30 protein-coding genes are annotated in these 25,633 nt (G+C 63.7%); 9 read left to right on the top strand and 21 right to left on the bottom strand.

Annotated elements, in window-relative coordinates:
* Positions 1 to 14: 14 nt before the first annotated feature.
* From ASD05_RS08520 to ASD05_RS08440, 20 genes are all read right to left on the bottom strand, one after another.
* A complete protein-coding gene (locus ASD05_RS08520) occupies positions 15 to 3,599 on the bottom strand; it encodes a hypothetical protein (RefSeq protein ID WP_056590325.1) in 3,585 nt (1,194 codons plus the stop codon).
* A complete protein-coding gene (locus ASD05_RS08515; RefSeq protein ID WP_235507904.1) occupies positions 3,596 to 3,994 on the bottom strand; it encodes a hypothetical protein in 399 nt (132 codons plus the stop codon). The genes ASD05_RS08520 and ASD05_RS08515 overlap by 4 nt, the downstream gene beginning before the upstream one ends.
* 2 nt (positions 3,995 to 3,996) lie before the next feature.
* Positions 3,997 to 6,714, bottom strand: a complete 2,718-nt coding sequence (locus ASD05_RS08510; protein WP_056590322.1) for a phage tail tape measure protein — start codon at positions 6,712 to 6,714, stop codon at positions 3,997 to 3,999.
* Positions 6,715 to 6,819: 105 nt separating this feature from the next.
* The gene (locus tag ASD05_RS08505; protein ID WP_235507903.1) at positions 6,820 to 7,542 is read right to left on the bottom strand and encodes a hypothetical protein; all 723 of its coding nucleotides are present in this window, start codon (positions 7,540 to 7,542) and stop codon (positions 6,820 to 6,822) included.
* 73 nt (positions 7,543 to 7,615) lie between these two features.
* Positions 7,616 to 8,029, bottom strand: coding sequence for a hypothetical protein (locus ASD05_RS08500; RefSeq protein WP_056590316.1), 414 nt, complete (start codon positions 8,027 to 8,029; stop codon positions 7,616 to 7,618).
* Entirely contained in the window at positions 8,029 to 8,331 is a 303-nt protein-coding gene (locus ASD05_RS08495) for a hypothetical protein (protein ID WP_056590312.1), read from the bottom strand. Before ASD05_RS08495 ends, ASD05_RS08500 begins: the two co-directional genes overlap by 1 nt.
* 10 nt (positions 8,332 to 8,341) lie before the next feature.
* A complete protein-coding gene (locus tag ASD05_RS08490) occupies positions 8,342 to 9,355 on the bottom strand; it encodes a major capsid protein (RefSeq protein WP_056590308.1) in 1,014 nt (337 codons plus the stop codon).
* 45 nt (positions 9,356 to 9,400) lie between these two features.
* Entirely contained in the window at positions 9,401 to 9,778 is a 378-nt protein-coding gene (locus ASD05_RS08485) for a head decoration protein (protein WP_082572013.1), read from the bottom strand.
* Between the two features lie 26 nt (positions 9,779 to 9,804).
* Complete coding sequence (locus tag ASD05_RS08480) at positions 9,805 to 11,151, bottom strand: S49 family peptidase (protein ID WP_056590305.1); 1,347 nt, start codon at positions 11,149 to 11,151, stop codon at positions 9,805 to 9,807.
* Positions 11,148 to 12,698, bottom strand: coding sequence for a phage portal protein (locus tag ASD05_RS08475; protein ID WP_235507902.1), 1,551 nt, complete (start codon positions 12,696 to 12,698; stop codon positions 11,148 to 11,150). Before ASD05_RS08475 ends, ASD05_RS08480 begins: the two co-directional genes overlap by 4 nt.
* Before the next feature lie 83 nt (positions 12,699 to 12,781).
* Positions 12,782 to 13,051 carry a hypothetical protein gene (locus ASD05_RS08470; protein ID WP_157610042.1) on the bottom strand — a complete coding sequence of 90 codons (270 nt, stop codon included), beginning with the start codon at positions 13,049 to 13,051 and terminating at the stop codon, positions 12,782 to 12,784.
* Positions 13,052 to 13,201: 150 nt separating this feature from the next.
* On the bottom strand, positions 13,202 to 13,726 hold the full coding sequence (locus ASD05_RS29410) for a toll/interleukin-1 receptor domain-containing protein (protein WP_082572012.1): 525 nt from the start codon (positions 13,724 to 13,726) through the stop codon (positions 13,202 to 13,204).
* Between the two features lie 43 nt (positions 13,727 to 13,769).
* Positions 13,770 to 14,213 (bottom strand): TIR domain-containing protein, encoded by a 444-nt coding sequence (locus ASD05_RS29405; RefSeq protein ID WP_082572011.1) that lies wholly within the window; start codon positions 14,211 to 14,213, stop codon positions 13,770 to 13,772.
* A 58-nt stretch (positions 14,214 to 14,271) separates the two neighbouring features.
* Entirely contained in the window at positions 14,272 to 15,714 is a 1,443-nt protein-coding gene (locus ASD05_RS29400) for an SIR2 family protein (RefSeq protein ID WP_082572010.1), read from the bottom strand.
* Positions 15,715 to 15,856: 142 nt separating this feature from the next.
* On the bottom strand, positions 15,857 to 16,189 hold the full coding sequence (locus tag ASD05_RS08465; protein ID WP_056590299.1) for a Mor transcription activator family protein: 333 nt from the start codon (positions 16,187 to 16,189) through the stop codon (positions 15,857 to 15,859).
* Between the two features lie 2 nt (positions 16,190 to 16,191).
* Positions 16,192 to 18,246 (bottom strand): phage terminase large subunit family protein, encoded by a 2,055-nt coding sequence (locus ASD05_RS08460; RefSeq protein ID WP_082572009.1) that lies wholly within the window; start codon positions 18,244 to 18,246, stop codon positions 16,192 to 16,194.
* The gene (locus tag ASD05_RS08455; RefSeq protein ID WP_056590296.1) at positions 18,246 to 18,779 is read right to left on the bottom strand and encodes a hypothetical protein; all 534 of its coding nucleotides are present in this window, start codon (positions 18,777 to 18,779) and stop codon (positions 18,246 to 18,248) included. The genes ASD05_RS08460 and ASD05_RS08455 overlap by 1 nt, the downstream gene beginning before the upstream one ends.
* A 175-nt stretch (positions 18,780 to 18,954) precedes the next feature.
* Positions 18,955 to 19,740, bottom strand: a complete 786-nt coding sequence (locus ASD05_RS08450; RefSeq protein WP_056590293.1) for a hypothetical protein — start codon at positions 19,738 to 19,740, stop codon at positions 18,955 to 18,957.
* Positions 19,731 to 20,681, bottom strand: a complete 951-nt coding sequence (locus ASD05_RS30650) for a helix-turn-helix domain-containing protein (RefSeq protein WP_056590290.1) — start codon at positions 20,679 to 20,681, stop codon at positions 19,731 to 19,733. The genes ASD05_RS08450 and ASD05_RS30650 overlap by 10 nt, the downstream gene beginning before the upstream one ends.
* 40 nt (positions 20,682 to 20,721) lie before the next feature.
* Positions 20,722 to 21,252, bottom strand: a complete 531-nt coding sequence (locus tag ASD05_RS08440; RefSeq protein ID WP_056590287.1) for a phage regulatory CII family protein — start codon at positions 21,250 to 21,252, stop codon at positions 20,722 to 20,724.
* Between ASD05_RS08440 and ASD05_RS08435 the strand changes: the two genes are divergently transcribed.
* Entirely contained in the window at positions 21,251 to 21,544 is a 294-nt protein-coding gene (locus ASD05_RS08435; protein WP_056590284.1) for a hypothetical protein, read from the top strand. The genes ASD05_RS08440 and ASD05_RS08435 overlap by 2 nt on opposite strands.
* 468 nt (positions 21,545 to 22,012) lie before the next feature.
* Here the strand turns inward: ASD05_RS08435 and ASD05_RS29385 are convergent, their stop codons facing one another.
* On the bottom strand, positions 22,013 to 22,291 hold the full coding sequence (locus ASD05_RS29385) for a helix-turn-helix domain-containing protein (protein ID WP_082572007.1): 279 nt from the start codon (positions 22,289 to 22,291) through the stop codon (positions 22,013 to 22,015).
* Between the two features lie 82 nt (positions 22,292 to 22,373).
* On the opposite strand from ASD05_RS29385, the gene ASD05_RS08425 reads away from it, so the two are divergent.
* The 8 genes from ASD05_RS08425 to ASD05_RS08400 all read left to right on the top strand — a co-directional run bounded on the left by ASD05_RS08425 (position 22,374) and on the right by ASD05_RS08400 (position 25,606).
* Positions 22,374 to 23,093 (top strand): helix-turn-helix transcriptional regulator, encoded by a 720-nt coding sequence (locus ASD05_RS08425; protein ID WP_162248885.1) that lies wholly within the window; start codon positions 22,374 to 22,376, stop codon positions 23,091 to 23,093.
* Between the two features lie 73 nt (positions 23,094 to 23,166).
* Positions 23,167 to 23,694, top strand: a complete 528-nt coding sequence (locus tag ASD05_RS29380) for a DUF4124 domain-containing protein (protein WP_082572006.1) — start codon at positions 23,167 to 23,169, stop codon at positions 23,692 to 23,694.
* Positions 23,695 to 23,793: 99 nt separating this feature from the next.
* Positions 23,794 to 24,042, top strand: coding sequence for a hypothetical protein (locus tag ASD05_RS08420; protein ID WP_157610036.1), 249 nt, complete (start codon positions 23,794 to 23,796; stop codon positions 24,040 to 24,042).
* A gap of 12 nt (positions 24,043 to 24,054) precedes the next feature.
* A complete protein-coding gene (locus tag ASD05_RS30030; protein WP_157610034.1) occupies positions 24,055 to 24,396 on the top strand; it encodes a hypothetical protein in 342 nt (113 codons plus the stop codon).
* Positions 24,393 to 24,845 (top strand): hypothetical protein, encoded by a 453-nt coding sequence (locus tag ASD05_RS08415; protein WP_056590274.1) that lies wholly within the window; start codon positions 24,393 to 24,395, stop codon positions 24,843 to 24,845. Before ASD05_RS30030 ends, ASD05_RS08415 begins: the two co-directional genes overlap by 4 nt.
* Positions 24,842 to 25,036: a hypothetical protein gene (locus ASD05_RS08410; protein WP_056590270.1), complete on the top strand. Its 195-nt coding sequence runs from the start codon at positions 24,842 to 24,844 to the stop codon at positions 25,034 to 25,036. The genes ASD05_RS08415 and ASD05_RS08410 overlap by 4 nt, the downstream gene beginning before the upstream one ends.
* A complete protein-coding gene (locus tag ASD05_RS08405) occupies positions 25,033 to 25,329 on the top strand; it encodes a hypothetical protein (protein ID WP_056590267.1) in 297 nt (98 codons plus the stop codon). The genes ASD05_RS08410 and ASD05_RS08405 overlap by 4 nt, the downstream gene beginning before the upstream one ends.
* Positions 25,330 to 25,333: 4 nt before the next feature.
* Complete coding sequence (locus ASD05_RS08400) at positions 25,334 to 25,606, top strand: hypothetical protein (protein ID WP_056590264.1); 273 nt, start codon at positions 25,334 to 25,336, stop codon at positions 25,604 to 25,606.
* Positions 25,607 to 25,633: the final 27 nt, after the last annotated feature.

Raw genomic sequence — 25,633 nt, 5'->3', positions numbered from 1 at the left:
CTCTCTTTCTTGAATCAGGGACGGTCCACGCCGATGCGCACCAGCAGCTCGAACGAGTCATCGAGCACCGTCTCGGCGCCCATCTGCACAGTGCGAATGACGACAAAGGGGAACGTGGCCGCCACGGTGTTGAAGCGGATGACGGAGCCGGCGGGCCAACCGCCTGAACCGAAGCCGGCCGCGGGAATGCGCATGTACGGCACGCCTGAGGGGCCGATGGGCTCGCAATCGGCCGTGAGGCTCTGGCCGGTCACGATCTGGCCGACGTGCTCACCGATCAGGCTGTAGGCAGTCCCGCTGCCGTTGATCTGGATGCGCCACCGCTCGGTGACAGCGCCCTTGTTCGTGACGGTGATCGGGAAATCGATGTCGTTGAAAGTCGGGTCGGCTGCGCTGCCGATCAGGGTGTCCGACCATGCGCCGGTCCAGCTCTGCTGATCGAACAGCAGCGATACACGCGCCTTCACGTCGCCCATGCGCACCGCGCTGCTCACATAGGTGTCGCCGGCGCTGTAGTCGTGTGTGAGGCGGCTCGCGAAGGAAAGGCGGCCATCGATCGACACGTCCGTGACGGTCAGCATGTCCTCGATGGTGTGCTCGTAGACCACGGGCTGCGCGAAGTCCGAGGCGTCCGTGATGATGAGCGTGCCGGCATCGAGGTTGCGCGTGTAGCCGCTCTCAATGGCGAGGCCATCGGCACCAATCAGGCGCGTGCGCGAGAGCCGTTCCCGACCTGCGTTCAGCGTCTGGCCATTCGACACCACGGCTGCCGGCAGGCGCTTGGTGTTGCCGATGACCACGAGGCCGCCTTTGCGGAAGATCGGCACGCGACCGTCCGCCGGCAGCCGCACCGGATCCAGCCCGAGCAACGTCGCATCCACCGGCAGCGAGGTGGTTGCAACCGCGTTGTATCGGATCGTGCTTGCGAACACGGGAACCGGCTTCCAGATCTTGCCGTCGCTGCCGACCGCTTCCGGGTCGTACCACGGCTCCGACTCGTGGCCGGCGGCCGTCACCCAGTCACCGAAGCGCACCTTGCCGACACCCGTAAAGGCGTCCACGGTGCCGCGCACGTTGGCGCCGCTGATGAGGCCCGTGAGGTCGGCCGTGACGTTGACGGTGCCGCCGTTGAGTTTGGTCGCCAGGAGCTGCAGCGTCCCTGGCGCGATAGGTGCCACGGGCGTACGAAACACCACGTACTCGACCGGCTGGCCGTTGAGGGCCGTCAACAGGCTGTTCACGGTCACGGTGCTCGACGCCGAAGCCGGCCAGGCGTCGAGACTGGCCGTGTTGGTGGCGTAGTCGTAGGTGCCGGCGTGCGTGGCCGCGCCGGTGGCCGGGTCGAGGTCGGTGTAGAGCGCGCCGGTCCGGTCGAAGTAGGTCTTCCCGCCCACCGTGAAATTGACGCTCCCAGGCACGCCGACTTCGCTCGCATTCGGCAGGAGCTGAATCGACAGCTTGGGCTGATTGAAGACCTGGCTCTTCGCGGTGCCAGCGCCGGCCACCCGGAAATCGGCCGACACAAGCGCCGAGCTGTCGGCAGGCAGCGTGGCATTCAGCGGGACATAGGTGTAGCCCGTGAGCGTGTTGCGGAAGGCGCCCGGCAGGCTCGGTGAAAGCACGGTGCCCAAGATGCCGAGCTGGTTCACGGCCCATTGCGGCACCGGCACGGTCACGACCGCCTCGGGGTAGAGCTTGGCGACGCCCGTCGCGTAGTTGATCGTCCCGAACTCGACGCCCACGCCGTCCACGAGCTTGCCATTGCCGTTGTCGGTGATGGTCTTGGTGGAGGCGAAGTTCTGCGGGACCCACATGTCCGCCGGCACGCCGCCGGTCGACATCAGCACGAGATTCCAGCTCAGGGCCAGCGAGCGCGGCGCGATGTTGGTCTTGCCGAGGTTCAGCGTGATGCCGCCATCGACATCCCGGGCCGGCGCAGGGAACGCCTTGGTTTCCGGCGCGCCGTGGGTGTAGCCCACGGTGAAGGCCACCGACGACGCCGGCAGCGTGCTCGGCTTCAGGTCGATGGTGCTGGTGGCGTAGCTGACCGGACCGCTGGCATCGCCCGTGAGCGCGCCGCTGCCGTTGTCGCTCGCATGCCGGGCCGCGCCGTCGTTCCAGTCCACCGAGATGGTGGTCGCCTGCGCGGCGGCATTGTCGAGCGCCAGGCGGATCAACACCGCGGCGGGCAGCACGCCGCTGCGGTCGCGGTAGTTGGCCTTCGCGCCCCAGAAATACAGCACTTCGCTGCCCACGTCCGGCAGCACGCCCAGCGTCGGCGCGACGGTGCCGCTTGTGTAGTCCACCGTGCCCGAGCCGATGCTCGAATCTGCGCCGCGCAGCCGGCCGGCGCCATCGTCGGCCAGCTCGTACCAGTTCGCACCGGCGCGGTAGGCGACGCGCAGCGTGCCAGGCGCAGGCGGAGGAAGGATGGTCAGCGGATAGTTGACGCGGCGGTTTTCCGCGGTGACCGCGATGGACGCCGAATCGGCCAGTTCAATCGGCGCCGCGGCCGGGCCGAAGGTGATGGCTTTCGAGCCGCCGATCTGCGGCGCATCGCTCGCGAAGGTCAGCGTGCCGCCGACATAGGAGGCGGTGCCGATGGTGAGTGCGCCGAGCTTGAGGCGGCCGCCGTCATCGGTGATGGTGCCGGCGGTGGTCGCAATCGACAGCGTGCCGGCGTAGAAGGGATTGCCGAGCGTGAGCGTGGCATTCGGCCCAAAGAGCGCGCCGGTGGTCAGCGTGACGGTGCCGGCACCCGAGCGCACGAGCGCGATGGACGAGCCGGCCGCCGAGGTGTCGGTGATCGAAATCTCGGTGGTGGAGGTCGGCGCGATCTGCGTGTCGATGCGGTCCACCTTCACCGACAGGTCGCCGGTGGTGGCGTTGACCACCAGCCGGGAAACGCCGTAGAAGCGCGCCGCGTCGGCCACCAGCATGCGGTTGATCGCCGCCGCGGCCGGCGTGCGCTCGAAAAGGCGATTGGCCGCGGTGCCGACGTAGTCGTGCTTGAGGCCATCCTGCAGCTCGCAGACGCAGACTTGCGCCTGGTAGTCCACGAAACCGTTGCCCGTGGAGTAGCTGTAGGTGCGGGCTTCGACCTTCACGGCACTGAGGCGCGCGGCCTCGCTCACGCCGCCGCCGCTGATCTGCAAAGTGCTGTTCACGTTCGGCGGGGTCACGCCGGGCCGCTGGAAGATCAACATCGAGCGCTGGCCCTGCACATGGTTCGCGAGCAGGTACCCGGTGAATTCCTCGCCCGGCGTCGTGTAAGCCTCGATGCGGCTTTGAATCGCGGCGCGGCGGTCGAAGAAGTCGTTCGTGACGAACAGCGTGGCCGACACGTTCGGGTCGAGCGGCGGGCGCGCGATGATGACTGTGCCGCCGAGCGCCGTATCCGTGTTGAGCGTCTGCACGGTGGCCGCCACCTTCATGATGGACACGTCGCCTTGGGCGCGGTCCACCTCGCTGATATCCTTGAAGATCGCATTGCTCTTGCCGTCCGGGATGACGGTCGAAGTCGGCGCACCGCCGCCCTCGGGCACGTCGTCCATGACTTGGGTCGCCACGAGCTTGATATCGGATTCGAGAATGGTCATACGGTGATGAGTCGCACGGTGGCGACATAGGGGTAGTCGGCGGCGGGCAGTTCGGGGCGCGCCAGCGGCTCGCCGGAGACAGGCAAATCCACGGGCGCAAACTTCACGTTGAAGACGCGGCCATCGGCCAGGGTCAGGACATGGGTGTCGAACAGCGCGGTATCGGCCAGGGCGACCAGTTGCTCGAGCGGTTGGCGTCTGATCCAGCCGGCGTCCTGCTGGCCCTGCAGCGTGATCGGGCGGCCCTTCTTCTTCAGGCCACCATCGAGCAACAGCGCGCCGGTGGTCGAGCGTTCCGAGGCTCGCTCGTAGGCGCTCCATGCGAACTCGTCCACCCAGACCATGCCGCGGGGAATCTGAATGGCGCCGAGGGTGTGGAACTTGGTGATTGCCACGTTCAACCCCTCGAAGCGCTGCCGCGCGCGGCGCGAAGCTCGGAGAACAAACCTTCGATGGCGCCGGCACCGGCGGCATCGGTGTTGACTGTGCCCAGGTCGCGCCCGTTGAGGTTCAGTTCCAGCCGCACCGTGCGGCTGCTCTCCGGCCTTGGGATCGTGGTGGGCACGCCGTCGGCCGGTCCGCCCTGTCCGAAGGTGATCTTCTCGGCGGCCTTCAGCAGCGCATAGCTCAGCGTGTCGCCGCCGTACTTCTTCTGGCCGGGGTTGTTGAAAAACTGGACGTTGCCCTTCTCGTCGGCGAACTCACGCGCAATGCGACGCGCGGTCGCGTCGTCGTTGACGCCGGCGTTCTTCAGGAACGCGGCGATACCTGTCATGGTGCCGAGGTCGCTGCCGGCGTTGACGGTCCTGCCGTTCTTGTCGGTGGAGAAACCGCTTGCATCACGGCCGAGACGCTTGTTCTCCAGCGCGGTTTCGCGCTCTTTCAGGGCGTTGGCCTTCTCGCGCGCCTCGATGTCGCGCTCGCGAGCGTTGGTCACATCGCGCAGCGCACCGGCCAGGCCGTTCGCCGCCTGCGTGGCGTCGGTCTGCGCATCCTTGAGCTTCACCGTCGAGCGGCCGGCGCTGTCGAGCGTGACCTCGAAACCGCGCATGGCCGCCTGCGCCTGCACCCAGCCCGGGGCAACACCGTTGCCTGCCGCGATGGCGGCTTCGGCGGCACGCTTCCACGCCTCACCCAGACCGATGGCGGTCGCCTGCCCGCTGTCGCGGATCATCTCGAAGTCGCGCAGCGCGGTCTTGGCGATGGTGTCGAGCTGCGCCTTCGTCTGGATGCCGGCACGCTGGAATGCCGCATCGATCTCGGCCGCCGCATCGGCTTGCGCCTTCTTGTTGGTGACAGCCGCGTCGGCCGCAGCGAGATTGGCCTTTTTCAGCTCGTCGAGCTTTTGCGCCGCAAGCTCAAGATTTCCCGTGGCAATGGCCTGGTCGTACTCGGCATGCAGGCGCTTGACCGAGGCGCGGGCTTCCTCGGCCTTGACCTTCTGCGTTTCGGCCGCGCTGGCGGCCTTCTGACCGCTCTCCTGCGCGGTGTCGCCGGCGGCCTTCATCTCCATCGCCATGTTGGTGAACGCCGCCGCACCGCTGGCCGCTGCCGCCGTGGTGGCCGCAGCGTCGCCGGTCAGGCCCGCCCAGCCGGCGCGCGCCTGTTCCGCGCCCTCGGCCGCACGGTCGAATGCCGCCCCAGCTTTCTCGCCGAAGGCATCCGCCACCGCACCGGTGGCCTCGGCCGAGGTGCGCACCTCTTCGGCGGCTGACTTGAACGCCGCGGACACGGCGCCGAAGGTGATCTTCGCCAGGCCCGACATGATGAGCGCGAGGCCCGTCTGCACGGCGCTGACCACCGTCGCCATGCCTTCGGCCTGCTTGTAGATCGCGGCCAGCACGACGTTGGCGCCGGCCACCATGACGCCCCACACGGTCTGCACGATGTTGCCGGTGGTCTGTGCCTTCTGGCCGAAGCTGTCGAGCAGCGCGCCGGCACGGTCGGCCAGCGCCTGCACCTTCGCCAGGATGGCGGGCACATCGACGCTTGCGATGAAGGCCTGCACCCATTGGATGCCGTTCTTGAACGCCGTCGCCAACGCGGTGCCGAAGCGCCCCACCGTGCCATCGGCCACGGCCGAGCGCAGTGCGCCGGACAACTGCTCCACACCTTGCTTCAGGACCGGGAGGATGGGCGTGGTCAGCGCGTTGACGGTCGAATCCCACGCGGTGCGCAGCCCGTTGAGCGCGCCGTTGAGGTTCGCCTGCATGACCGCAGCCGTCTCGGTTGCGCTGCCCTTGGCACCCTGCAGCGCCTTCTTCAGCTCATCGAGCTTGTCCACGCCCTGATTCAACAGAGCGCGCAGTGCCGGGCCGGCCTCCTGCCCCACGGCCGCAATCGCACGCTGCCCCGCCGGGCCCGCCGCGGCCAGCTCGTGCAGCATCTTCTCGAAGTTGCCGGTCGTGATGCCGGCCGCGGCCAGTTCTGTGCGGAACTTGCTGGCCGGGTCGGAGAACTGCGCAAGGATGCTGTTCAACGCCGTACCGGCGCGGCTCGCGTCGATGCCGGCGTCGGCGAACTTGCCGATGATCGCGACGGTGGCTTCAAGGCTCAATCCGAGCGTGTTCGCCAATGGCGCCGCATAGCTCAGCGCCTGCGCCAGGCCGGTGACGCTGGTGTTCGTGGCGTTGGCGCCCTTCGCGAGTACATCGGCCACACGGCCCGAGTCGGTAAAGGCTAGGCCCAGGCCGTTGACGATCTTCGTCAGATACTCGGCCGAGGTGCCCAGCTCGATATCGCCTGCACGCGCCAGCTGCATCGCGGCTGGCAGCGTGGCAATGGCGTCGCGAACGTTAAGGCCGGCTTTCGCGAGGTTCTCCAGCGCGCCGGCGGCCTGCAGCTCGGTGAACCCATAGCGGACATCCGCCGCGGCTTCCTGCGCCGCTTTGCGCAGCATCCGCATCTCGGCCGCGCTGGCGCCGGTGGCGGCCTGCACGCGGCTCATGGCCTGCTCGAAGTCGGCGCCGCCCTTGATCCAACCCGCGAAGAGCTGAATGCCGAAGTAGCCGGCCACGAGCGCGGCAAACGCGATCACGCGCGCCTGCAGGCGGTCGAACACTTTGGACGCATCGTCCTTGGCGTTGATAACGATCTGAATCGGCTTGAATGCCATGGGGAGGAAAGATCAGGGAATGGACGGTGGCGGCGCATGCGGCCTCTGCGCGAAGCCGCATGCGTCATCACGCCCCGCGGCCAGGCGCGGGACGGGCGTCTAAGGTCAGGCGACCGGGCGGCCTCCGACGTAGACCGCTTCGGCGTTCGCGGACTTGAGAACGTCCACGTCGAACTCGACCTTCACGAACTCGACGTCGTTCGACACGATGGGGAGGTCGCCGGAGGGCGTCATGCTCACGCGTGGCATGTACCAATCCTTGTGGCTGCCCGAGGCGTTGTCGGCGACCACGCGCACGGCGGCGAGAAACGAGGTGTTGCCGCCAGTCTTCAGGCGCGTGTACGAACCGGCGACGGGCGTGTAGCCGAACTGCACATTGCCCGCCGTGATGCCGCCGCCGACGATGATCTGCACGGCGCCCGTTTCGGGATCGACGTTGAAGTCGACACCGGCCTCGTAGGGCGTGGTGCCGTCTTCGCTCTTCACGCTCACCGCCGTGACGTTGCGCACGCCAATGGGGTTCGCCGTGGTCTGGCCGAGCTGATAGATCTTGCCCGGCGCTACCTTGCGAATTTCGCCAGCCACGGCCACGGCCGACTGCACGACGACCTCGCTCGTGGCCGCGAGGAACCGCTGATAGGTCGCCATGCTCATGTTGTTGCAGGTGATCTTGGCGGTTCGCTTGACCTTGCCGGTCAGCGTGCCGATGAGTTCGCTTGCGGCGGTCTCGGCCGAGAATTCCTCGGCCTTCTCGGAGTCGATGGTGAGAACGAAGCTCGGGCAGTTGCCCATTTCTTCCTCGCCCGTCAGCTCTTCGAGGGCGTTCATGATGTCCAGACGCAGGCGACCACGCGGGGCCGACAGCTCTGTTTTAGTGTGCACGATGGGCATGGGAATCCTTTCAGGGTTGCCCGTCGAAGCGGGCGGAAGTAGAAAAAGCGAGTTCGATCCCGACAAGGCCGTTCTCGAGAAAAGGTGGCGGCTTCACGCGCACCAGTTGAAGGCGCTCCCAGCGTCTGCCGGTGACCTGACCAGGCGCCCAGCCGTGAAGCGCCTCGATGACGAGCGCGAAAGCGCTGTCGAGCTGCGGCGCGGCCTCTGCATCGGCGCGTCTGCCAACGAGCGTGACAAACCACAACGGCCGCACCAGCACGCCCGGCACCTCGCTGGCCGGCACATCCGCATCACCAAACATCACGGATGCAAAGAGGTCTGGCTCGCGCTTTCCGGCGTCGGAGAACATGCCCTTCACGGTCCACGCTTCGGCCAGGCTCGCGCGCAGCCGCTGCACGATGGCGGGTTCGAGCGCCAGCATCAGAGGCTCCCCAGCACGAGGCGGATGAATCCGGCGCCGTCAGGCTCCGAAGTCACCACCTCGTAGCTGCGCCCGCGCAGGACGATGGTGTCCCCGCGCACGACGTTCGCGAGCAGCTCGGCGGACCCGCTGCATTCGGGTGCGCTGGCGTCGATCTGGCCGTCGAAGGACCGCGCAGAGGGCACATCGAAGATGACCGGCACGTCGACGCCCGCCACCGTCGCGATGGCGTTCGCCAGGTGGCCCAACACCCCGGCATCCACCATGGCTTCGATTTCGGCGAAGGGCGCGCGCGCGGACATGCTCAGAGCCTCAACGAACCTTGGCCGACATCGAGGCGTTGACGCGATACGGCACCGGCAGCGGGGCCGATTGCAGCAGCAGGTAACGCACCGCAGGGTCTTCTTCGGTCCACGACTTGGAAAAGTAGGGCATGGCCTGGAGCCCTGCCTTCTCATCGCGGATCGCGCCGTAGGCGCGCGTACCCTCGAGGTCCGGACTCGTAATGAGCACGGTGTTGTCGGGCAGGTAGGGCGTAAGCGTTCCCGAGTCCGGGTCTTCATACCAGCCGGCATAGACCCAGATATCGAAGTCGCCGATGTTGCCCATGTAGCGACCGCCCTCGCCGATCACGGTCGCGTTGAGCTTGTCGGCGCCACGGAAGCGGTCGAGCAGCTTCTGCACCGAAGGCGCAGCGCTGAAGAGCTGCCAGGCTTTCACGTCCATGATGAGCGTGTTGCCGGCCGCGCCCGAATGCTGCGTCACGCCCATCGACCATGCCTGCACGTCTTCGAGCGGGTCGACACCGGCTTCGCCCCAGCGGTCGCCCGCCAGGAGTTCGACGGTCAGGTCTGCATGACGGCCGAAGTCCACGACCACGGTCGGATACTGGTCGCCCTTGACGGTGACCTTGCCGGTGCGAAGTGCTTCCACAGCCATGACTTCCTGACGGCGGGCGAGCATCTCGAGCTGATCCTGCAGATCGGTGGCGAGCAGTGCCTGCAGGCGCTGTGCGGGCGACAGTTCGCCGCCGATGCGTTCGCCGATGGCGCGCTTGAACGGACGCGAACTGTCGAAGACACGCTTGTCCTTGACGTACGCTGGCTTGAAGGTCTTCGTGACGAATCCCTTCGATTGCACGACCTTGCCGGCCACGATGGGCGCGACGAACGGTGCCAGGCGGCGGCGGCCGTTCTCAACATCGAAGTGGATTTCCTCGCTCGTCTCGGTCTGCATGGCCGTGAAGAACGAATTGAGGATGAACGGCGCGGGGGCCGGAAGCTCGGCGATCACACGCGCGAGAACGCCGATGGAAAAAATGTCCATGAAAGTTGCTCCTGATTGAGAGGTTGGATTGCTGGGTGCTGTGCGTCAGGCCACGTCGGCCAGCAGGGTGATGCCCTTGGTGCGAAGGGCTTCGGTGATGCTGGCAACGGTGTGGCCGGCGCCCAGCACGAGCGCACTCGTGTTGAAGTCGCCGCGTGCATAGCCGAGCGCCTCGCGGTCGCCCGCGGTGGCATCGACCGTCTCGGCCAGAATCAGGTCCGGCTCTTCGCTGCCATCGGTGGCCGCCGAGGCGCTGACGGTGTGCTTTTTCGAAGCCGTGATGACGCCGAGTACCGTGCCGGCCGCATAGACCGCGCCGGCCAGCAGCGTGACCTTGCGGCCCACCAGCAGGTGGGCGTTGCCGGCCACGAGCACCTTGGAGGCAGAAACGCCCTCCGTCGAGAAACTTGCGCGATAGTTCATGTTCGCAACTCCTGTGAATGGTTGAATCAGCGCGAACCGCGGAAGCTCGCGACGATCTGGCTCGCGAGAGCGGCCTCGTCGGTCTGCGCGCCGCCTCCGGCCTCGACGCCCGAAACATCGGGATTGCCCACCGCGGCCATTGCGGTCGCGAAGGCATTCACCGGCGCGGCGGTCGCCACCGGCGCAACCGCGAGGACGGCGCCCGCTTGCTCGACGCTGAGGCCGCTGGTGACGCACTGGATGGCCAGCTGCGTGCGCCCGGCGGCGGCTTCGTGCGCAAAGATGCCGCTCACGCGGGTGCGCTCGGTCTGCGCGCCCTCTTCGCGGCCTTCGGCGCGTGCCGCATCCACGTTGGCCTGCGTAAAGGCGGAGGTAACTGCCGGGGCACCGGCGGGGGCTGCTGCGGCTTGATGACCGCCCGCCTCGTTGGGGGAATTGCCAGACATTGAGGCTCCTTTGTCGTTGGCGTTGGATCGGGCGGTCGGCCCGACAGGGAAGGACCGGCCGCGTTGGGCGGCCAGTTCGGAAATCAGCTGGTCTGTGGTGGCGATGCGGTCGGCCAAGCCAGAGGCCACGGCTGCGACGCCGGAATAGCTGGCAGCCTGCGTCTTGCGCACGGCCGCCGCTTCCATGCCGCGGTGGCGCGCGACCGCATCGACAAACATCGTGTAGAGCCCATCGATCTCGGCTTGCCAGGCGCTGCGCACGTCGGCGGGCAGCGGCTCATAGGGGTTGCCGTCGACCTTGTGCGCACCAGCGAAGATGTGCGTCACGGTGATGCCGTCCTGATCGAGCGCGCGCGAGAAGTCGACGTGCCGCGAGACCACGCCCACGGAGCCGGCATAGCCGGTTGCAGTAACCGCCACTTCGTCGGCTGCGCTGGCGCCCAGGTAGGCGGCCGAGAGCGCCATTCCGTCGGCGATGGCCTGCATGGGCTTGCGACCGCGCAAATCGAATACACGTTGTGCGTATTCGAATGCGCCCTGCGCTTCGCCACCCGGGCTGTCGTAGACCTGAAGGACCGCGTGCACGTCGGGATGGCTCATCGCATCCTCGAGGTCAGCGGCCAGGTCGTTGTAGCCCACGAGAAAAGTGCTCTCGGCCACATCGAGACGGCTGCGGTGCAACAACGCGCCATTGACGTTGAGCACCGCGACGCCTTCGACCACCCGATAGCCGCGGTCGCTCTGCTCGCCGCGCCGCGTCGAGAACAGCTCAGGTGCCAGTTTGGGCATGCCGTCGGCCGAGGCGACCATCAGCGGGACAGCGCCGAGCAGGCGGTCACTCAGGCCGGCAATGATGGCGTCGAGCTTTTGTGGATGGATGAGCAGCGGCGTGTTGAAGATCCGCGCTGCGAGATGGGGGTACTTCATGCGGCGGTTTCCTCGTTCTGCCCTTGCGATGTGCCAGGCTGTTCTTCGTCGTCGGGCTTGCCCTGCCCGGCCGAAGCCAGCGCCACGGCGATGGGTTGCGCGGTGCTGAGTCCGCGGTCAGCGGCCATGCGCAGCTCGATGGCGCGCTGATCCATGATTTCTTCGTAGTCGTCGCCTTGCTCCGCGCACTCCTTCTCGAGCGTGGAGATACCCATCTCCATGCGCAGCCCGGCGGCCTGCGCTTCCTTGACTGGGTCCACCCAGCCACGGCCACCGAAAATGAAGCGCGCGCGCAGATAGGCGTAGCGGTTTTCATAGAAGCCGGGCGCCTCGATCTCGCCGGCGTTCACAGCCTCTTCGAACCACAGCTCATAGATGGCCCGAAGCCAGTAGTCGGTGAGCCAGCGACGGCGGCCGTGGAAGTAGCGCCAGGCCTCGAGCAAGGCGGCACGCGCGCTGCTGTAGTTCGACTTGCTGAAGTCCTTCAGCAGCAGCTCATAGGGCAGATTCATGCCGGCAGCGATGTGTCGCAGCGAGGCGAGCATGAAGGCCTCGAAGGCTTGATTCGGGCGGCCTGGCGTGAAGCTGGAGAGCCGCGCGCCAGCGGGCAGCGGGATGACCGCCGCGCCCTTGAGCTGGCGGATGTTGCGGGTTTGCGCCACCGATGCATTCCACTGGTCGCGCGGGTTGTCGCCGAACAGCGCGGCGGCCGAGTTCGGATCGAGGTCCGACTCGAGGAACGCGGCAACGAGCGAATTTGCGAGGCTGGCCTGCAACTCGTTCGCCGCGTACTTGCCGGCCATGTGAAATTCCCGCATGACGGCCGTGACAACGGGCTTGCCGCGCGATTGGCCGGTGCGTTCCTTGTCGTGCAGGTGGATGACACGGCGACGGCCCCAGGCAGTGAACGCGGGAACACGGTCCCACTCCATGAGCTGCGCTTCCCGCGTCATGCCATAGAAGCCGAACGCAAACACGTCGCCCGGGTGGCGCTTGAGGATGTGGTACGCCACAGGTGCGCCCCAGCGGTCGAACTCGATACCCTTGCGGATGTCGTCGCGATGCTCGAGGCCCAGGGGCGTGGCGAGCCGGTCAGCCTCGACCATCATCAAGCGCGTCTTCCAGCGCGTGCCCGGACGGGGCAGCCACAGCGGCAAGCCCAAGGCGTCGCCGTTGAGCATGGCGCCGCCGAGGGCTTGCAGCGTGAGGCCGAGCAGGTTCTGCGTGCGCGCTGCGTCGCACTCGGTGGTCTCGGCCCACGAACGGAACTTCGCCTCGACCACGTTGCCCCATTCGCGGCTCTGCTCGCGCGTCCATCCGAGCAAGCGATAGTCCGGCGTCGCACTCAGGCGGAGCACCGATCCGACGATGTTGTCGCGCATCGTCTGCATGCCGCCGGCCATGAGGCCGTTGTTGCGGCCGAGGTCGCGCGAGCGTGCGGTCAGCGTGTCGAGGTCGGGCAGCAGATCCGCATCGGCGCTGCCGGCGATGGGATTCCAACCGTGCAGGGCCATGTCGTTGGTTGACGCGGCTTCGTGCGCGTTCATTGCGGCGCCTGCGGGGCCGCTGGCGCCAGGCGCGGAGATGCGCGGGCCAGCGGACCTGAGACGACGGTTGCGGCGAGCCATCTTCAAACGATGTAGATGGGGCCGCGCACCGCGCCGCCGGAAACACCCGCGCCGCGGGCTTCGAGCTCTTCGCTCAACGCCGCGATTTCCTTGCGGATTTCAGCGACGTTCTGTTGATACTGAACGGAGCGCCCGTTGTGGGCGGCGGATGTGGGGGAAGCGAGTCGGTCCTGCAGCGACGCCATCAAGCGCGTGCGCATCGCTTGGAGTTCTGAAACTGTGAGGTGGCGGTAAATGCCCATGCAGCGATGACACCAGTTCATCGCGGACATTTCCGCTGGACCAAGTCACAAACTTTCGGCCTACCCTCCTCCTACCCTTGAATAAGCTCGGCCGGCGAACGCGCGACGAGCCTTCGCGGAACAGACGGACGAAATTTTCGACCTCTGAGAAACCGCCCTTGAGGGCCAAGTCGCAGCGTCTTAAAGGGAGGGTGACGGCATAGTTCGCGCAGAACGAACTTGTTTTGCGGGGAGACCCACTTTTCTCATCACATATCCCAGGACAGGGTCCGCGTCGATTTGCTTGTAGAGGTTCAGGTATTCGGCGCCGTAAGTACCGTTACTGTCCTCTGTTGCGACGATAACAACGCTATCCGAAGATTTACGCCCGTCCGCAAAACCGATTTCCCAAGGGCACCAACGCGAACGCTCAGAGTTTCCCGTAGCCAAATAGATCAACCAGTCGCGTTCTTGGATTTCTTTTTGTATTCTCTCAACTGTGGTTCGAGTCGGACGCTCGATCATCGCGCCTAATTCCCAATCGATAAACACATCCCAACCCGCTTGAGCTAACTCGATCTGCAGCCCTTTCGCAAGCTCCTTATCCAAATGACTATGGCAAAGGAAGGCCGTGCTCTTGCGCTTGGCAATAGCGGTACTATAGCTTTCCAAAATTACTGCGCCTCTCCGTGCGGCCCTTTGCAACGAGTCAATTTTGATCGCCATGTTTTTCCTCTTTCTTTTTGTGCTTAAGCGTCCTTTTTTCAGATTACGGTTTACCCGCAGCTTTTGCGGCCTTCTCAATCCATGCCCCCATATTTTCTCGACCAGAGTCAGAGTTCCAACGGTAATGGGGGTAGCCATCAACGGTAAGGCCGCAATAATTGGTAGTGTTTCCCAAAAAATCGCCAATCTTACTGATGTCTATAGTTAGCAAACCATTTCCGCGCGCAATGCTGGATTCGATCTCGTATTTTACCCAGCGACTTTTATCGGTATTAGCTCCGACGAGCACTACCGTCACGCTTGTTCCGCTCATTTGATCGTCGATCCACTTTTTGATTGCAGCATCACCTTGACGGGCTACGCTTTCAAAATCAGCTTTATCGATGAAACCAGATTTGATATCCGCGGAGATTACATTGCTATTTCGAACATTCATCGCCCGAACAACATCGTCATACTTGAAACTAAAGAATACTTTTCTAGCCATTTTCACTCCAATATAAAAATACGCTACCACTTCAAACGAACTACCACAGCCATGCGAGCTACTTATTTAACTGTGAAATGATCCGCACCACTTTCGCAACGATTTCACTCCGTGGCGTTTTTGCCTCACCCAGCTCTTTGATAAGAGGGGGAAGCCAAGGCAAATCGCCGTAATACTTTTTTGGTGCCGCCTGGATGGTGTTCCAGATCGAACGTGCAGCGTACTCTGTAAGCCCGATGGGAATTGGAACAAGCCCGTGCTCAACGGCAATCTCAAACTCCCTAATTACGCCGTTAGCCTCCACGATTTCGCCATCCTTACCAAACTTATTTCCAAAAACGAATATTGCAACTCCTGCGAGGCCGATCATGCGATGCCGATATTGCTCCCAAAGGATCGGGAGATCCGCGGGATTGGCGGTGAACTGGGGGAATGGGCGCATCACTAGCTGATCTTCGGAGTGTTTTCCAGGATTTGAGTAAATCGCTTCAAGCGCACCATTAATTACAGCACTTCCAATGCCCCAGCCAAATCCGTTAACAACCCTGAGATTCGATCGAATTAACTCCAAAGCGAGCGAGTGAACGAATTGCTGAGCATCATTTCGGTCCCATGGCTCAAAGGCCTCTGCGCTTCCGGAGATAAAAACAGTCTTTTTCCGAAATCTGTTTTCGATTTCCTCAAGGATCTGTGGAATCTGAGGGTAGTCGTCGATCAACAAGGTTTGAATCCCAAACCTTTTTAGGTCAGCAACTCGCAACTCCTGCTTGCGAGTTCGATAAGCAGCGACATCGACCTTTTCTCCCTTTCTTTTCGGCGACTCCTTTTTAAGGAAGGAGTAGTGTGTCTTTTGCCCACCCTCACCTCCAACATGCAACCGACTCAGAACGTAATCCAAATTGGGATCAGAAAAACTAAATCCGATAAATAGAAACGTTTTTGATACTAGGTCGCCACTCAGGGCCGTGATAAATCTTTCGTGAGTATGATGATATCTTTCATACTGCTGCTTGTATAAGATTGCTTTTTTGGGAAATGTCACGTCGCCGTGCATCTTATAAACCACTGCATCCCGTTTTGGTGTGACATGATTGAGTTGATCGGGACTGTGTTTGACATCAGCGACCTTGAACGCCTTCTTCAAAGAGTCTTCAATCAGGCTGTCGTAATTGGTCGTCCAGTAGGTTCTTATGGGCAAACGGGCCAGAATTTCGTGCGTCGGAGAGGACTCTGCTTGTTCGGAAAATTCTTCCAAAATCTTTCGCGACACACCGTCGCTTCCGCCACGCTCATTAACATGGAATTGTGCCAACGAGATGAGGTCGTGCTCCATTTCAACCTTAAGACCTATTTCTGCAGCGATATCTCTAAGAAGTTCAGGCCAGTCTACATATCCGCATGCTTTAGACATCCCCGCCCCGGCGAATAAGGCCACGTTATTTTCTTCTAGGTCTTTAACGAAGACCTTAATAAAGGCTTCGATTTCGCGGCTGAATTTCATGGGACCTTTGCGCTCACGCGTGTTAGAAAGTGTTGATTTAGCCTTCTAACGGTAACGCTGCCGCTTGTCTATCCCACAACCTAGGTAAAACCATTCGTTCTTGACGCATCGGAAAGTAGCAATCGCTACTAGGCCGCTCCAGTCACTCGCGCCTGTCAAGGATCGATGTGCTTCGAAGTGCACGCAGGCGGGCAATGATCCGACGCAGATGTCGAGGGGTGATTTCGTACTCCCGTGCTAGCTCGAAGAGATTGCTCCCATTGAACTTCTCAGCAATCTCGGCATGCACCTTCTGCCTCGCTCGGGCTGTGCGTCGCGGCACGTATATGTGTGCCCCACCCAACCTCAGCAGGATTCGCTCAATCAGCGACGCCGCCGCCTCTTCAGGTACGGGCACACCGAAGGCGCGAGCCATCGCGCGAGCCTCCTCTTCAATGATGCTCAAAGGCTCGTCGTCGATCGACTGTTCTGTCATGTTCAGTTCAGGGCAATGGGAGAAAAAATGTCTACGTCTGAGCCGATGACCGACTCACCTTGAAAGCTCGAAACAGAGTTAGCTGCGCCGCCCGCCAAACGGGCAAGAGAAGCGCTTGGCGGTGGCAATGGCAATGAGGTGAAGAGGTCTCGCGCAGGCTGCATTGCCGCCTCGAGGTCGCTCCAGCGCTTGTCGGTGTAGTTGTGAAGGCCGAGGCCGAAGGCGGCGTGCAACGCATAGTTGCGGTTGTCGAGCGCCTCGTTGCGAGGCCTGCGCTTGACCCAGCGGTAGGCTTCCTTCCCGTTGACCTTCACCAGGATTCGCTGCTCGGCCGTGAGCTGCTCAAACCATTCCTGCGGCAGTTCCTGGCTGAAATGAACGAAGCCTGGCCCCGCCTTCTCGATGGCGAGTTGTCCGAGCAAAAGGTCCTTCGCCGAGTCGATGCCCACATTCCACAGCTTGATACCATTGGGAATCTTCGTGCCGTTCCAACGCACCTCCTGCGGGCTGCTGGGCCCCAGGACGGGCACGTTCTCTTCACCTCGCCCCTTGATTGCGCGCAGCCTCGGAAGCTGGTGCTGCGTCTTGCGCACCCAGTTGTAGACCGCCTGCGTTTGGTCGCTCGAGTCGATGGAAATCGCGCTCAGCCCCATCGAACCGCCATGCCAAGCCTGCACGTAGCGGCTCGACAGGTAGACCGCGACAGGCGCCCAGTCATCTTCGGACGCAGGATTGCCATGAATGACGTGGTGGTCGACGTGCCAGGACTCCAGGCCGCGGCCCCACGCCCATACGTCGATTTCCCAACGGTCGCGCTGCACGTCCACCCCAGCTGTCAGGATCAGGCCGCCCGCCGGCACCGTCTTCAATGGGTAGTCCTCGGCACGCGATTGCAGCGCATGCTCATCGGTGCGCTCGCCAACGACTTCCCATGTCTCGCCGAGCGTCTCGTTGACGAAGAGCTGCATGGGCCCCGAGTCGCCGCGGGCGAGCGCGTCGAGCGCTTCCTCGAATTCCTTGACGATGCTTTCCCAGGTGCGCTGCGGGCTGTACGCGGCCCAGATGTGCACGCCCAGCGTCTTCGGCGGGCGAGTGGGCATGCCGGCGCTGTCGCGCCACACCCGGTCCGGCCCGAACCTCTTGCCCGTCTTCTCGCACACCCAAGTGCCCTGCATGGGGAGTCCGCCCTGCAGGAAGTCGCTTTGCCGAATGGACTTGCGGCAATGCGGGCAGACATGGTGCACGCTGGCGGGGTTGCGGCGGTCCCACTTGAAGCCGTGCAGCTTTCCTTTGCCGCCCCACGCAAGCGGATGCTCGAGGCCGCAGTGCTTGCAGTCGATGTAGAAGCGGACGAAGCCCTCGGCGTTGAGCACGGCACGCTCGACATGGCACAGCCCTTTGAAGCCAGGCGTCGAGCCGCCAACGAACTTCGGATAGGGCGCGCCTTCGAGACGGCCCTTCGCAAGGCCGCCGGGATCGCCCGATTTCTCGATGGTCTGGTCGAAGGCGGACCACTCATCGAGGATGGCAATCGCCACAGTGATGCGCCGATAGGCTCGCTTCGCCTTTCCGCCGAGCAGATGAAGAACGCTGTCGCGAAACTTCTTCATTTTGATGGTGTCATCGCTGCCACCACCCTTGCGGCGCGCTGCCTGCACCGCGGGCACCCCGTCGCGCGCGTCGAGGATCGGATCGATTTCGCTCTTGACGTAGCTGTCGCGGTCATCGTCTGTCGGCTGCCAGAGCGCTTGCTTGCGCCGGCGGTGCGCAATGTTGTAGGCCACGAAGGCGGTAATCATCTTCGTGTAGCCGACGCGCTTCGACTTCTCCACGTCGAGTTCCTCGATGCGGTCATCGCTCATGAAGTCGAGGATGCCGACCTGAAAGGACCATGCAATCCATCCACCCTTCTGGTGTGAGCTTTCGCCGGCCAGTTTGAAGTTGTCGCGGGCCCACTCGCTGAGCGTCTGAAAGACCTCGGCGCGCAGACTGCCAAGGCCGAGACTCACCGCGTGGATCACGGCGCGCAATGTTTCACGCGAAACGTACTCGCCCACTACTGCCCCACCTCTTCGCCGAGCACATCCTCTGCGCTGCCTTCGTCGTCGGACGCCAACCGATCCAGCTCGACCACAACGAGTTTTTCAGTCGCGCGAATCCACTCGTTGCGCGCGTTCGTAATGACTTGCTGCACCGTGGCCTTCGCTTCGTCCGGCAGCTCAGGGCATGCCTTGCGAAGCGCACCTTCGAGCTGCTCGAAGCGATCCACGACGGCACTCGATGCCATGCCAAGCACGTCGGCGAGCAGACCGATGGGCGCAAATTCGCCACGCGCCACGGCGTTCTTGATGTCCTGCGCCTCGCGCTGGCTACGCGCCAGCCTGGCGCGCTCCTGCACGAGATCGAGGCCGCCGGCCTCGATCGATGCGCGGCCAGCGGCCACCTCGCGCAGCCGTTCGCAGTAGGCGAGCAGCCACGCGTGCGCGGTCTGGCCGCGCTCGATGACGCCATCCCCGACCAACTGGCTCGCCTTCGCCTCGCTCACGCCGACGAGCACGGCGAACTCCGCTTGCGTGATGCCCACACCCATAGCCTCAACTACCTTCACTTAACCCCCTTGGGAAGGTCGGCGAACAGTCCGAGGACGCGGTTCGAATTACCCGCACGGCAAGCCTCCAGGAGGGACCCGCGACCCGACGAGGCGCCGCCCCTCGATGGGGCGCGAGGGCGAGAGGTGCCGCGATGCGACATGCCGAGGCTGATGTTCATTCGCCCACCATCTTTCGAATGCGGTATCGGATGCGTCGCTCGATGTAGGGCTCAAGGTCGGCACGCTCAGCGACGCGCTCGCGCTTAATCCGTGAGTCGTAGACCGCATCGCGCACGAACATGAGGACGGGCCGCACGACGCCGCCCTGCGTGCCGGAAGCGGCCCAGATGCCGGGCGCGAGGTGCTGTGTCGGGCCACTGCGTAGGCGACCGAAGGCAACGAAGAACCGCACGCCCTCGCGGTCCTTTGTTCCCTTGTGCAGCCGCGCCTTGCGCCTGTCCGTCATGTTGGCCCTGTAGCCCTGCTCTCCCATCGCCTGGAAGTAGGACAGCAAGCGCACGAGGAAACCACCGCGCAAGTTGCCGCGCCCGTCATCGCTGCCGGGGAACGGTGTCGCCGGGATAGCTGTCTGGTAGCCCGAGGGAAGGATGCCCACGCGGCGCAGCGCTGCCTCGCTGCGCTTGTCTCGCCGCGGCCCGCCGAACTCTTGCGCCTGGAGAATCTTCTGCGGGTCCACGCCCTTGCCGCCGTAGTAGGTCGGCTCGATGTCCACGCTCAATCGGGCGGGCGTGGCCTTGCGCACGTACACGCTCTTGAGGATGTACGACGTTGGACGGTCGAACTGCTCGCTCATTTCGCGCTGCCACTCGCGCCGCGTGCGGAAGCCACCATCGTTCAAGCCCTCGGCATACGCCTGCTTGGCCTGCTGGCCCGACAGCTTGGCGAGCTGCTGCTGCACGCTGGCGAGGCCGCTGCCGCTGAAACCAACGCTCACGCGCATACGACCTCCCTCGCAACTTCGGCGGCACGCTTCACCACCCGTGCGGTGAACGCGAGATAGCTCTCGCCGCGGCCCATCGAGAAGGCGGCTTCATCCCACACGCCGAGGCCCAGCTCCCGCGCCTTCGCGTCGATGCCGCTGCGCGTCTCATGCCATGGGCCGGCGATTGCACCTTGCGTTCGGGGCTCATCACGCCAACGCTCGTTGCGAAGCCAAGTCGCGAACTCGAGCACGAACTCACCGCCGTCCTTCGTCCATCTCTTGCTAAGCCTTTGGGCCTCGATGGCCGAGCGCATCGTCCGCTGCAGCGCGGCGCTCGGCGCCATCCGCCGGTACCGGCGTTCTGCCTTCAGCCGGTTGTCGTGGTTCGGGTAGATCGCCCAAAGTTCTTCAAACCCGGTCGCCCCCCCGCCGGGGGGTAGGGGGGTATGGTTCATGATGGTTCCTGAAGATTCGGGTGTCATAGCTGTGTCACCCCATGCGTCACTGGTGTCACCCCTCGCGTCACCGTTGACACCCCTCGCGCCCTCTTCATGGGGTGTCAATCTGTCACCCGTGTGGATAACTTCGGTGTCCTTCAGGGGTGTCAATCTGTCACCCGTGGAATCCTCGGCGTCGTCCGGCAGGGGTGACACATTGACACCCCTCGCAGGAAGGTCGGCACCGCCCACCCATGCCGCGCTGACGCGGTATTCGTTGGTCGAGCCGCGGCGGCCCGTGGCGGCGCTGACCAGCTCCAGCCAGCCCGACGCCACCATCTTGCCGATCTGCCGCTGCACGGTGCGCCGGCTCTGGCGCGTCTTGCGGGCCAGTTCGTCCACCGAGGGCCATATGCGCGTGCCGTCGTCGCTTGCGTGATCCGCCATCGCAAGCGCGAGCAGCATCTCGCTGCCGCCATCGGGATAGCGATCAAAGATCATCGTCATCAGCCGGATGCTCATGGCGTCGTACGCCCTCCCCGGTCAGGCATTGCGCCCACGCTCATACCTTCGGTGCCTCCCGCATGAGGCCGCGCAGCGCGCCGAGGCTGTGCCCGATGTGTGCCGACAGCTCGGCCGCCATGTGCTCGGCCTTGCGCATCTGATTGCGGGAGACGCCGACTTCGCGGCGCAGCAGCGCCTCGCCCATCGCCTGCACGAAGTCGGCATAGGCCATCTGCAGACGCACGAGCGTGTCGAGCGGTTCGCCCTCGGCATACACCGGCGTGGCGAGGCTGCAGGTATGACCAAGCTCGCCGGCCATCGCGTGCAGGATGGCAAAGTCGCGGCTTTGCCACTGCATCTCGATGGCATCCCGTAGGGTGAGGTGATGGGTCTTGTTCTGCGGGTTGACTTTGTGCGTCAACGTGTTCGGGTTGTGACTCATGCGCTTGGCAAGTGCGCCAATGCCACCGGAGTAGCCATGCGCGGTGTCATAGGCAGCGACGGCGGCATCGTGACCGCGAAGCTTGTCGGGCACGGGCTCGTCGGCGCCATAGCCATGCGCCTCGTCGATTGAGATATTCGTTCTCATGCAAACCTCATTGAAAAACAGCCCCCAAGCCACGGAAGCCGCAGCCCCCACGGTTGCGGAGCGCATAGACGCCATCGAGCAATTCCTGCAGCAGCTCGTGCTGTTGCTGGAAGTCGAGCCGGACCTGAATCGCGAGTCCGTCGCCGCGTGGATCGAGATAACGAACAGCAGCGCCAGCGCACACGGGCTGCAATCGATGCGCGAGCGCGCCGCGATGGAGCAGCTTTGCTCTCGCGTTCTGAACTTCCCGCTCGACGTGGAGAGAGCCACGCCGGCAGTGCGACCATCATGAATTCGCTCGTGGCCGAGGTATCGTCCATCGCGACCGATGTGCCAGGCCCGCCCGTAAGGGGGCGCGGCTCAAGGGGCAAGGTCGCACCGGCAGGATCGACCGGTGGATCTCGTCGGGTGGCGCCAAATCCAAACGCGCTGCGCAGGATGCTGGACACCTTGAGAATCCTGACGGCACCGTGGATGCGATCGAGCACGCTGATGTCCGGGAATGTTGCCGCGCTATCCTTCATGCGGACCTTTCGCGCACAGATTCGCGGGCGCGTCCCGCAGGAAGTACGAGGCATACACAGGGTCTTCGTGGATGCGGTCGTGCTCCGCGAGCAAATCGCCGTTGGGATGGAAAATCTGAAGAACGGACCGGCGCAGCTCACCCTCGCCGCGCTGGCATTCAACGAGGACAACCTCCGCAACCCTGACCGAAAGCGGCGGCATGGCACATGGCAACGAGTGCGTGCCTTGGGATGGCTCATGCATGAACACCCGCCTTTCGAGCGCACCCAGCACCCCCCGCTGTTTCCGCTCCTTCCGCACACAACACCGGGAGCAGCGCGTCCCCGTAAACGTGGTCATAGCCAATGCGCAAGCCACGCGATGCGGAGAAAGCAATCACTCTGGCCGCCATCTCTGGGGGTAGCGTCTGCCCTCTCTCGTAGTGACCTACGTTGCCCTGCGTGCAACCGATTCCATCGGCCAGCACTTGTTGCGTCACTCCGAGACGCTCGCGAATGGGTTTCAGGTGGTGCATATCAATTTAGTAGCTTTGCTGCTATGTTACCTTAATAGCGATGCTGCTTGTCAAGATAAATAGCGTCGCTACAGTTTTCCCGGTGAACAACGACGACAACAACTCACTCGAAAGCTGGCAGCGCGAAGACGCAGCGCGACTGCTTGCCCTCTACAAGGCATACAGGGCTGCGGGCGGGCTGAAGCAGGACGATTTCGCAGCCAAGTACGGGCTTCGCTCCCAAGCCAACCTTGGGCATTACCTGCACGGCCGTCGCCCGCTGAACATCGAGCAAGCCACGAACTTTTCTCGTGGATTGAATGTGCCCATCGACCAGTTCAGTCCCACTATTGCCGCGCAGATTGCGGGCGCCGCTCAGGCCATCGGGGCACACCCACCCTCGGACGTGGATGCGGAATTTGTCGCAGTCCAACGCTTGACGGTGCGCCTCTCGGCAGGCCCAGGCGCAGCGGCGGTCGTTGCAGAAGTCGAGGGTTCGCTTCAATTCCGCCGCGACTTTCTTTCGTCTTGCGGGGCATCACGAGAGTCAGCTCGAATCGTTCACGTCGTCGGCACCAGCATGGAGCCAACCATCGTGGACGGCGCGGTGCTGTTGGTGAACACGCGCAATCGCGAGCCACGCACGGGCTCCATCTTTGCGATGGCCTATGGCGACGATCTGATCGTCAAACGGCTTGTTCAATCCCCGTCTGGATGGGTGGCACGCTCTGACAACCCGGACGGCAATCCCGACATTCCCATCGACAACAGCCACCACGTCGAAATCATCGGCCGGGCAGTTTGGATGGGCGCAAAGCTGTAGCACTACCTCCTCCTCTCGCGTCGCCGTGGTAGAAAAGCACTCGCTTGAAAACACGAATACGACGGAGGAGAAAATGAAACTGCTCGCACTCTTGCCGCTGGCTCTTGCCATGGCATCGGCCTCGGCGCAGGTCTACAAATGCCCGGACTCAACCGGCAAACTTCAGTTCCAGCAGACGCCATGCGCCAGCGGCAGCGGAACGAAATTGGACGTTCGGCCTGCATCGGGCGACGCGCCGAACGCCTCGCAAAATACCGCCACACCCCAGGCGGCCACCGCAAAGGCGGGTGAAAAAAAGTCCTTCACAGATACGCTCGCCGAGGAGCGTTTGCAGCGCGAACGCTGGGTCCGCCTGAACGACGCCAAGCTCGACGCTGATCGCATCCGCAATTCGTGCGAACGAGAACAGCGAGCGATCCAAGCGCGGCAAGCCTCGTCGAACAACAACAACCTTGCAGGCGCGACTCGCGATCAGGCCATTGCGGCCGAAATGCAAGCCGCCGCAACTACCTGTCAAAACCGCGTCTCTGGAGCAGATCGACTTGTGGATCGCTATCAAGGCGAGTGCGACCGCATGGGCTGCAGAGCACCAGGCACCTAAAAGCAGCCTTGCTACTTTATTTTGTAACAGAAGCAGCATTGCTATTGTCTTATAAAAGCAGCATAGCTACTATTTGTCCATCCCAACACGGAGATGGACATGGACCTCATTGGACGAAACAAAGCCGCGCGAGTAGCGCATCGACGCGCGCCCACCACACAGGCTGTGGCTCAGCGCCGCTACCGCTGCACGTATACGCCGCGCGACGCGCTCGGCCATCTCAACCCCTCGGAAACCGGCGCCGCGCCGTTCGTGCAGTTCCGCGCGGTCAACGCGGCTGAAGCACTCGAGATCGCCCTTCGCGTTACCGGATGCCCGGTGATCGAAGCGACCCGCATCGAGGGCTAAGCAATGGCTCGGGTGCAAACCAACCACGCGGCTTCGGGCCGCACCGCGCCCTTTGTAGCGACCCGTTCGGCGCGCGTCGAAATCTGGATGCGCATCAACGGTCGTCGCCGCCAGGCGTTCTATCGCTGCAAGCTGGCAGGTGTCACAACGTGGCAAGCCATGGGTGTGCCACTCGCAGAAAGGGCACTTAAGGCCGGAAGCATCGACCTCCCCGGTCTGGCTGACGCATCTGTCGAGCGCTACGCCGAAGGCGAGGCACCAGTTCATCCGATGGCCGCGGAATTCGCCGAGCGCGCGCGCGTCCTCAACGGCGAGATTGACGCCCTCAACATCACCGCACGAGGTGCGGCATGAACGCGCCCGTTCGCCTCATCAGCGAGTGGCAGACGCATCTGAAGTTCTGCGGCCGTGAGCCGAAGACCCTCGAAGAGCTTGCCATCGCGACGGCCGACTACGAGAACCGCCGACGCCTCGCCGAAATCAAGGCGCTGCGCGTGAAGCTCGGTCTTCTCGACCAGTTTCTGCCGGCACTCGCCGCGCGCGGAATCAACCTCGCGCATCGCAACCTCTGCACCTACGACCACGGGAAGACGCTGCGGATTCAACCTGCAGTGTGTTCGGGCGACGACAAGCTCTTTGCCGCGCTCGTCGAACTCGGCTTCCGCGAAATCGAGCGCAAGACGTGGGGCAGCAAAGAAGAACAGGTGAAGCTTAAACACGGGCGCTCGCTCGTGCTCGCCATCGATGTTGCCAAGGCCGAGGCGCCCACGCCGGCACCTGTTGCGCAGGCAGTCGCAGCATGAGCACCGCGAGCAAAACCACCCTTCCCAGCCTCGCGGAGCTGAAGGCGCAGTTGGCAGCAGCTCTGGCAGCGAAGGCCATTACAGAGGCAATCGCGACCTACCAAGAGGCCGGGTATGGCTCGCTCGTGACCGAGCCGCTTTGCGACGCGCTCGCGAACGTCAACTTCTCGCTTCGGCAGGTGAAGACATGAGCGCCGCGCACCCCACGCCCGCCCCGTCCGTCCGCAGCAACCGCGCCGATGTACGCAATCCGATGCTGAAGCTGCCCGAGGTGCGCGATGAATTTGATGCGCTCCCACCAGAGGCACGCACCGCGCTCGTGAGGATGCTTCGCGTGATAAGCCGTGCATGCCGCGAGAGCGCTGTGCATGCCTATCAAACGCGCAAGCCGCCTATGTACACGTACTGGCAGGGCCTCGCCGTCAACACCCGGCACCTTGCCCTCGCCGGCCGCGCCACGGTCGCGAAGACTCGCAGGAGCTGATCGCGTGGCCTTCCTCTTCCGCTGCCCCGAGTGCCGCACGCGCCGCCGCAGCTATGGCCTCTTCACGCAGCACCTGCGCGAAACCGGTCATCGCTTGTGCCGGTGCGGCGGATACCACTACGAGCACCGCCCGGGTTCGCCGTACTGCGAGCGCAACCCGATGAGCGCGGCCCTGCTCGCGAGCCGGCACGGCGCCTCTGACGAAGAGGTGTTCGATATCGCGCTCGAAATCGCCCTCACAACCCCGGGCCGCGCCGTCGCGGCCTGCCCCTTCTGAAAGGCCAGCCATGCGCTCGACCTCTCT

The sequence above is a fragment of the Variovorax sp. Root434 genome (genome assembly GCF_001426595.1).
In the GTDB taxonomy this organism is placed as follows: Bacteria; Pseudomonadota; Gammaproteobacteria; order Burkholderiales; family Burkholderiaceae_C; genus Variovorax.
This window is presented reverse-complemented; position numbering and strand designations above follow the sequence as displayed.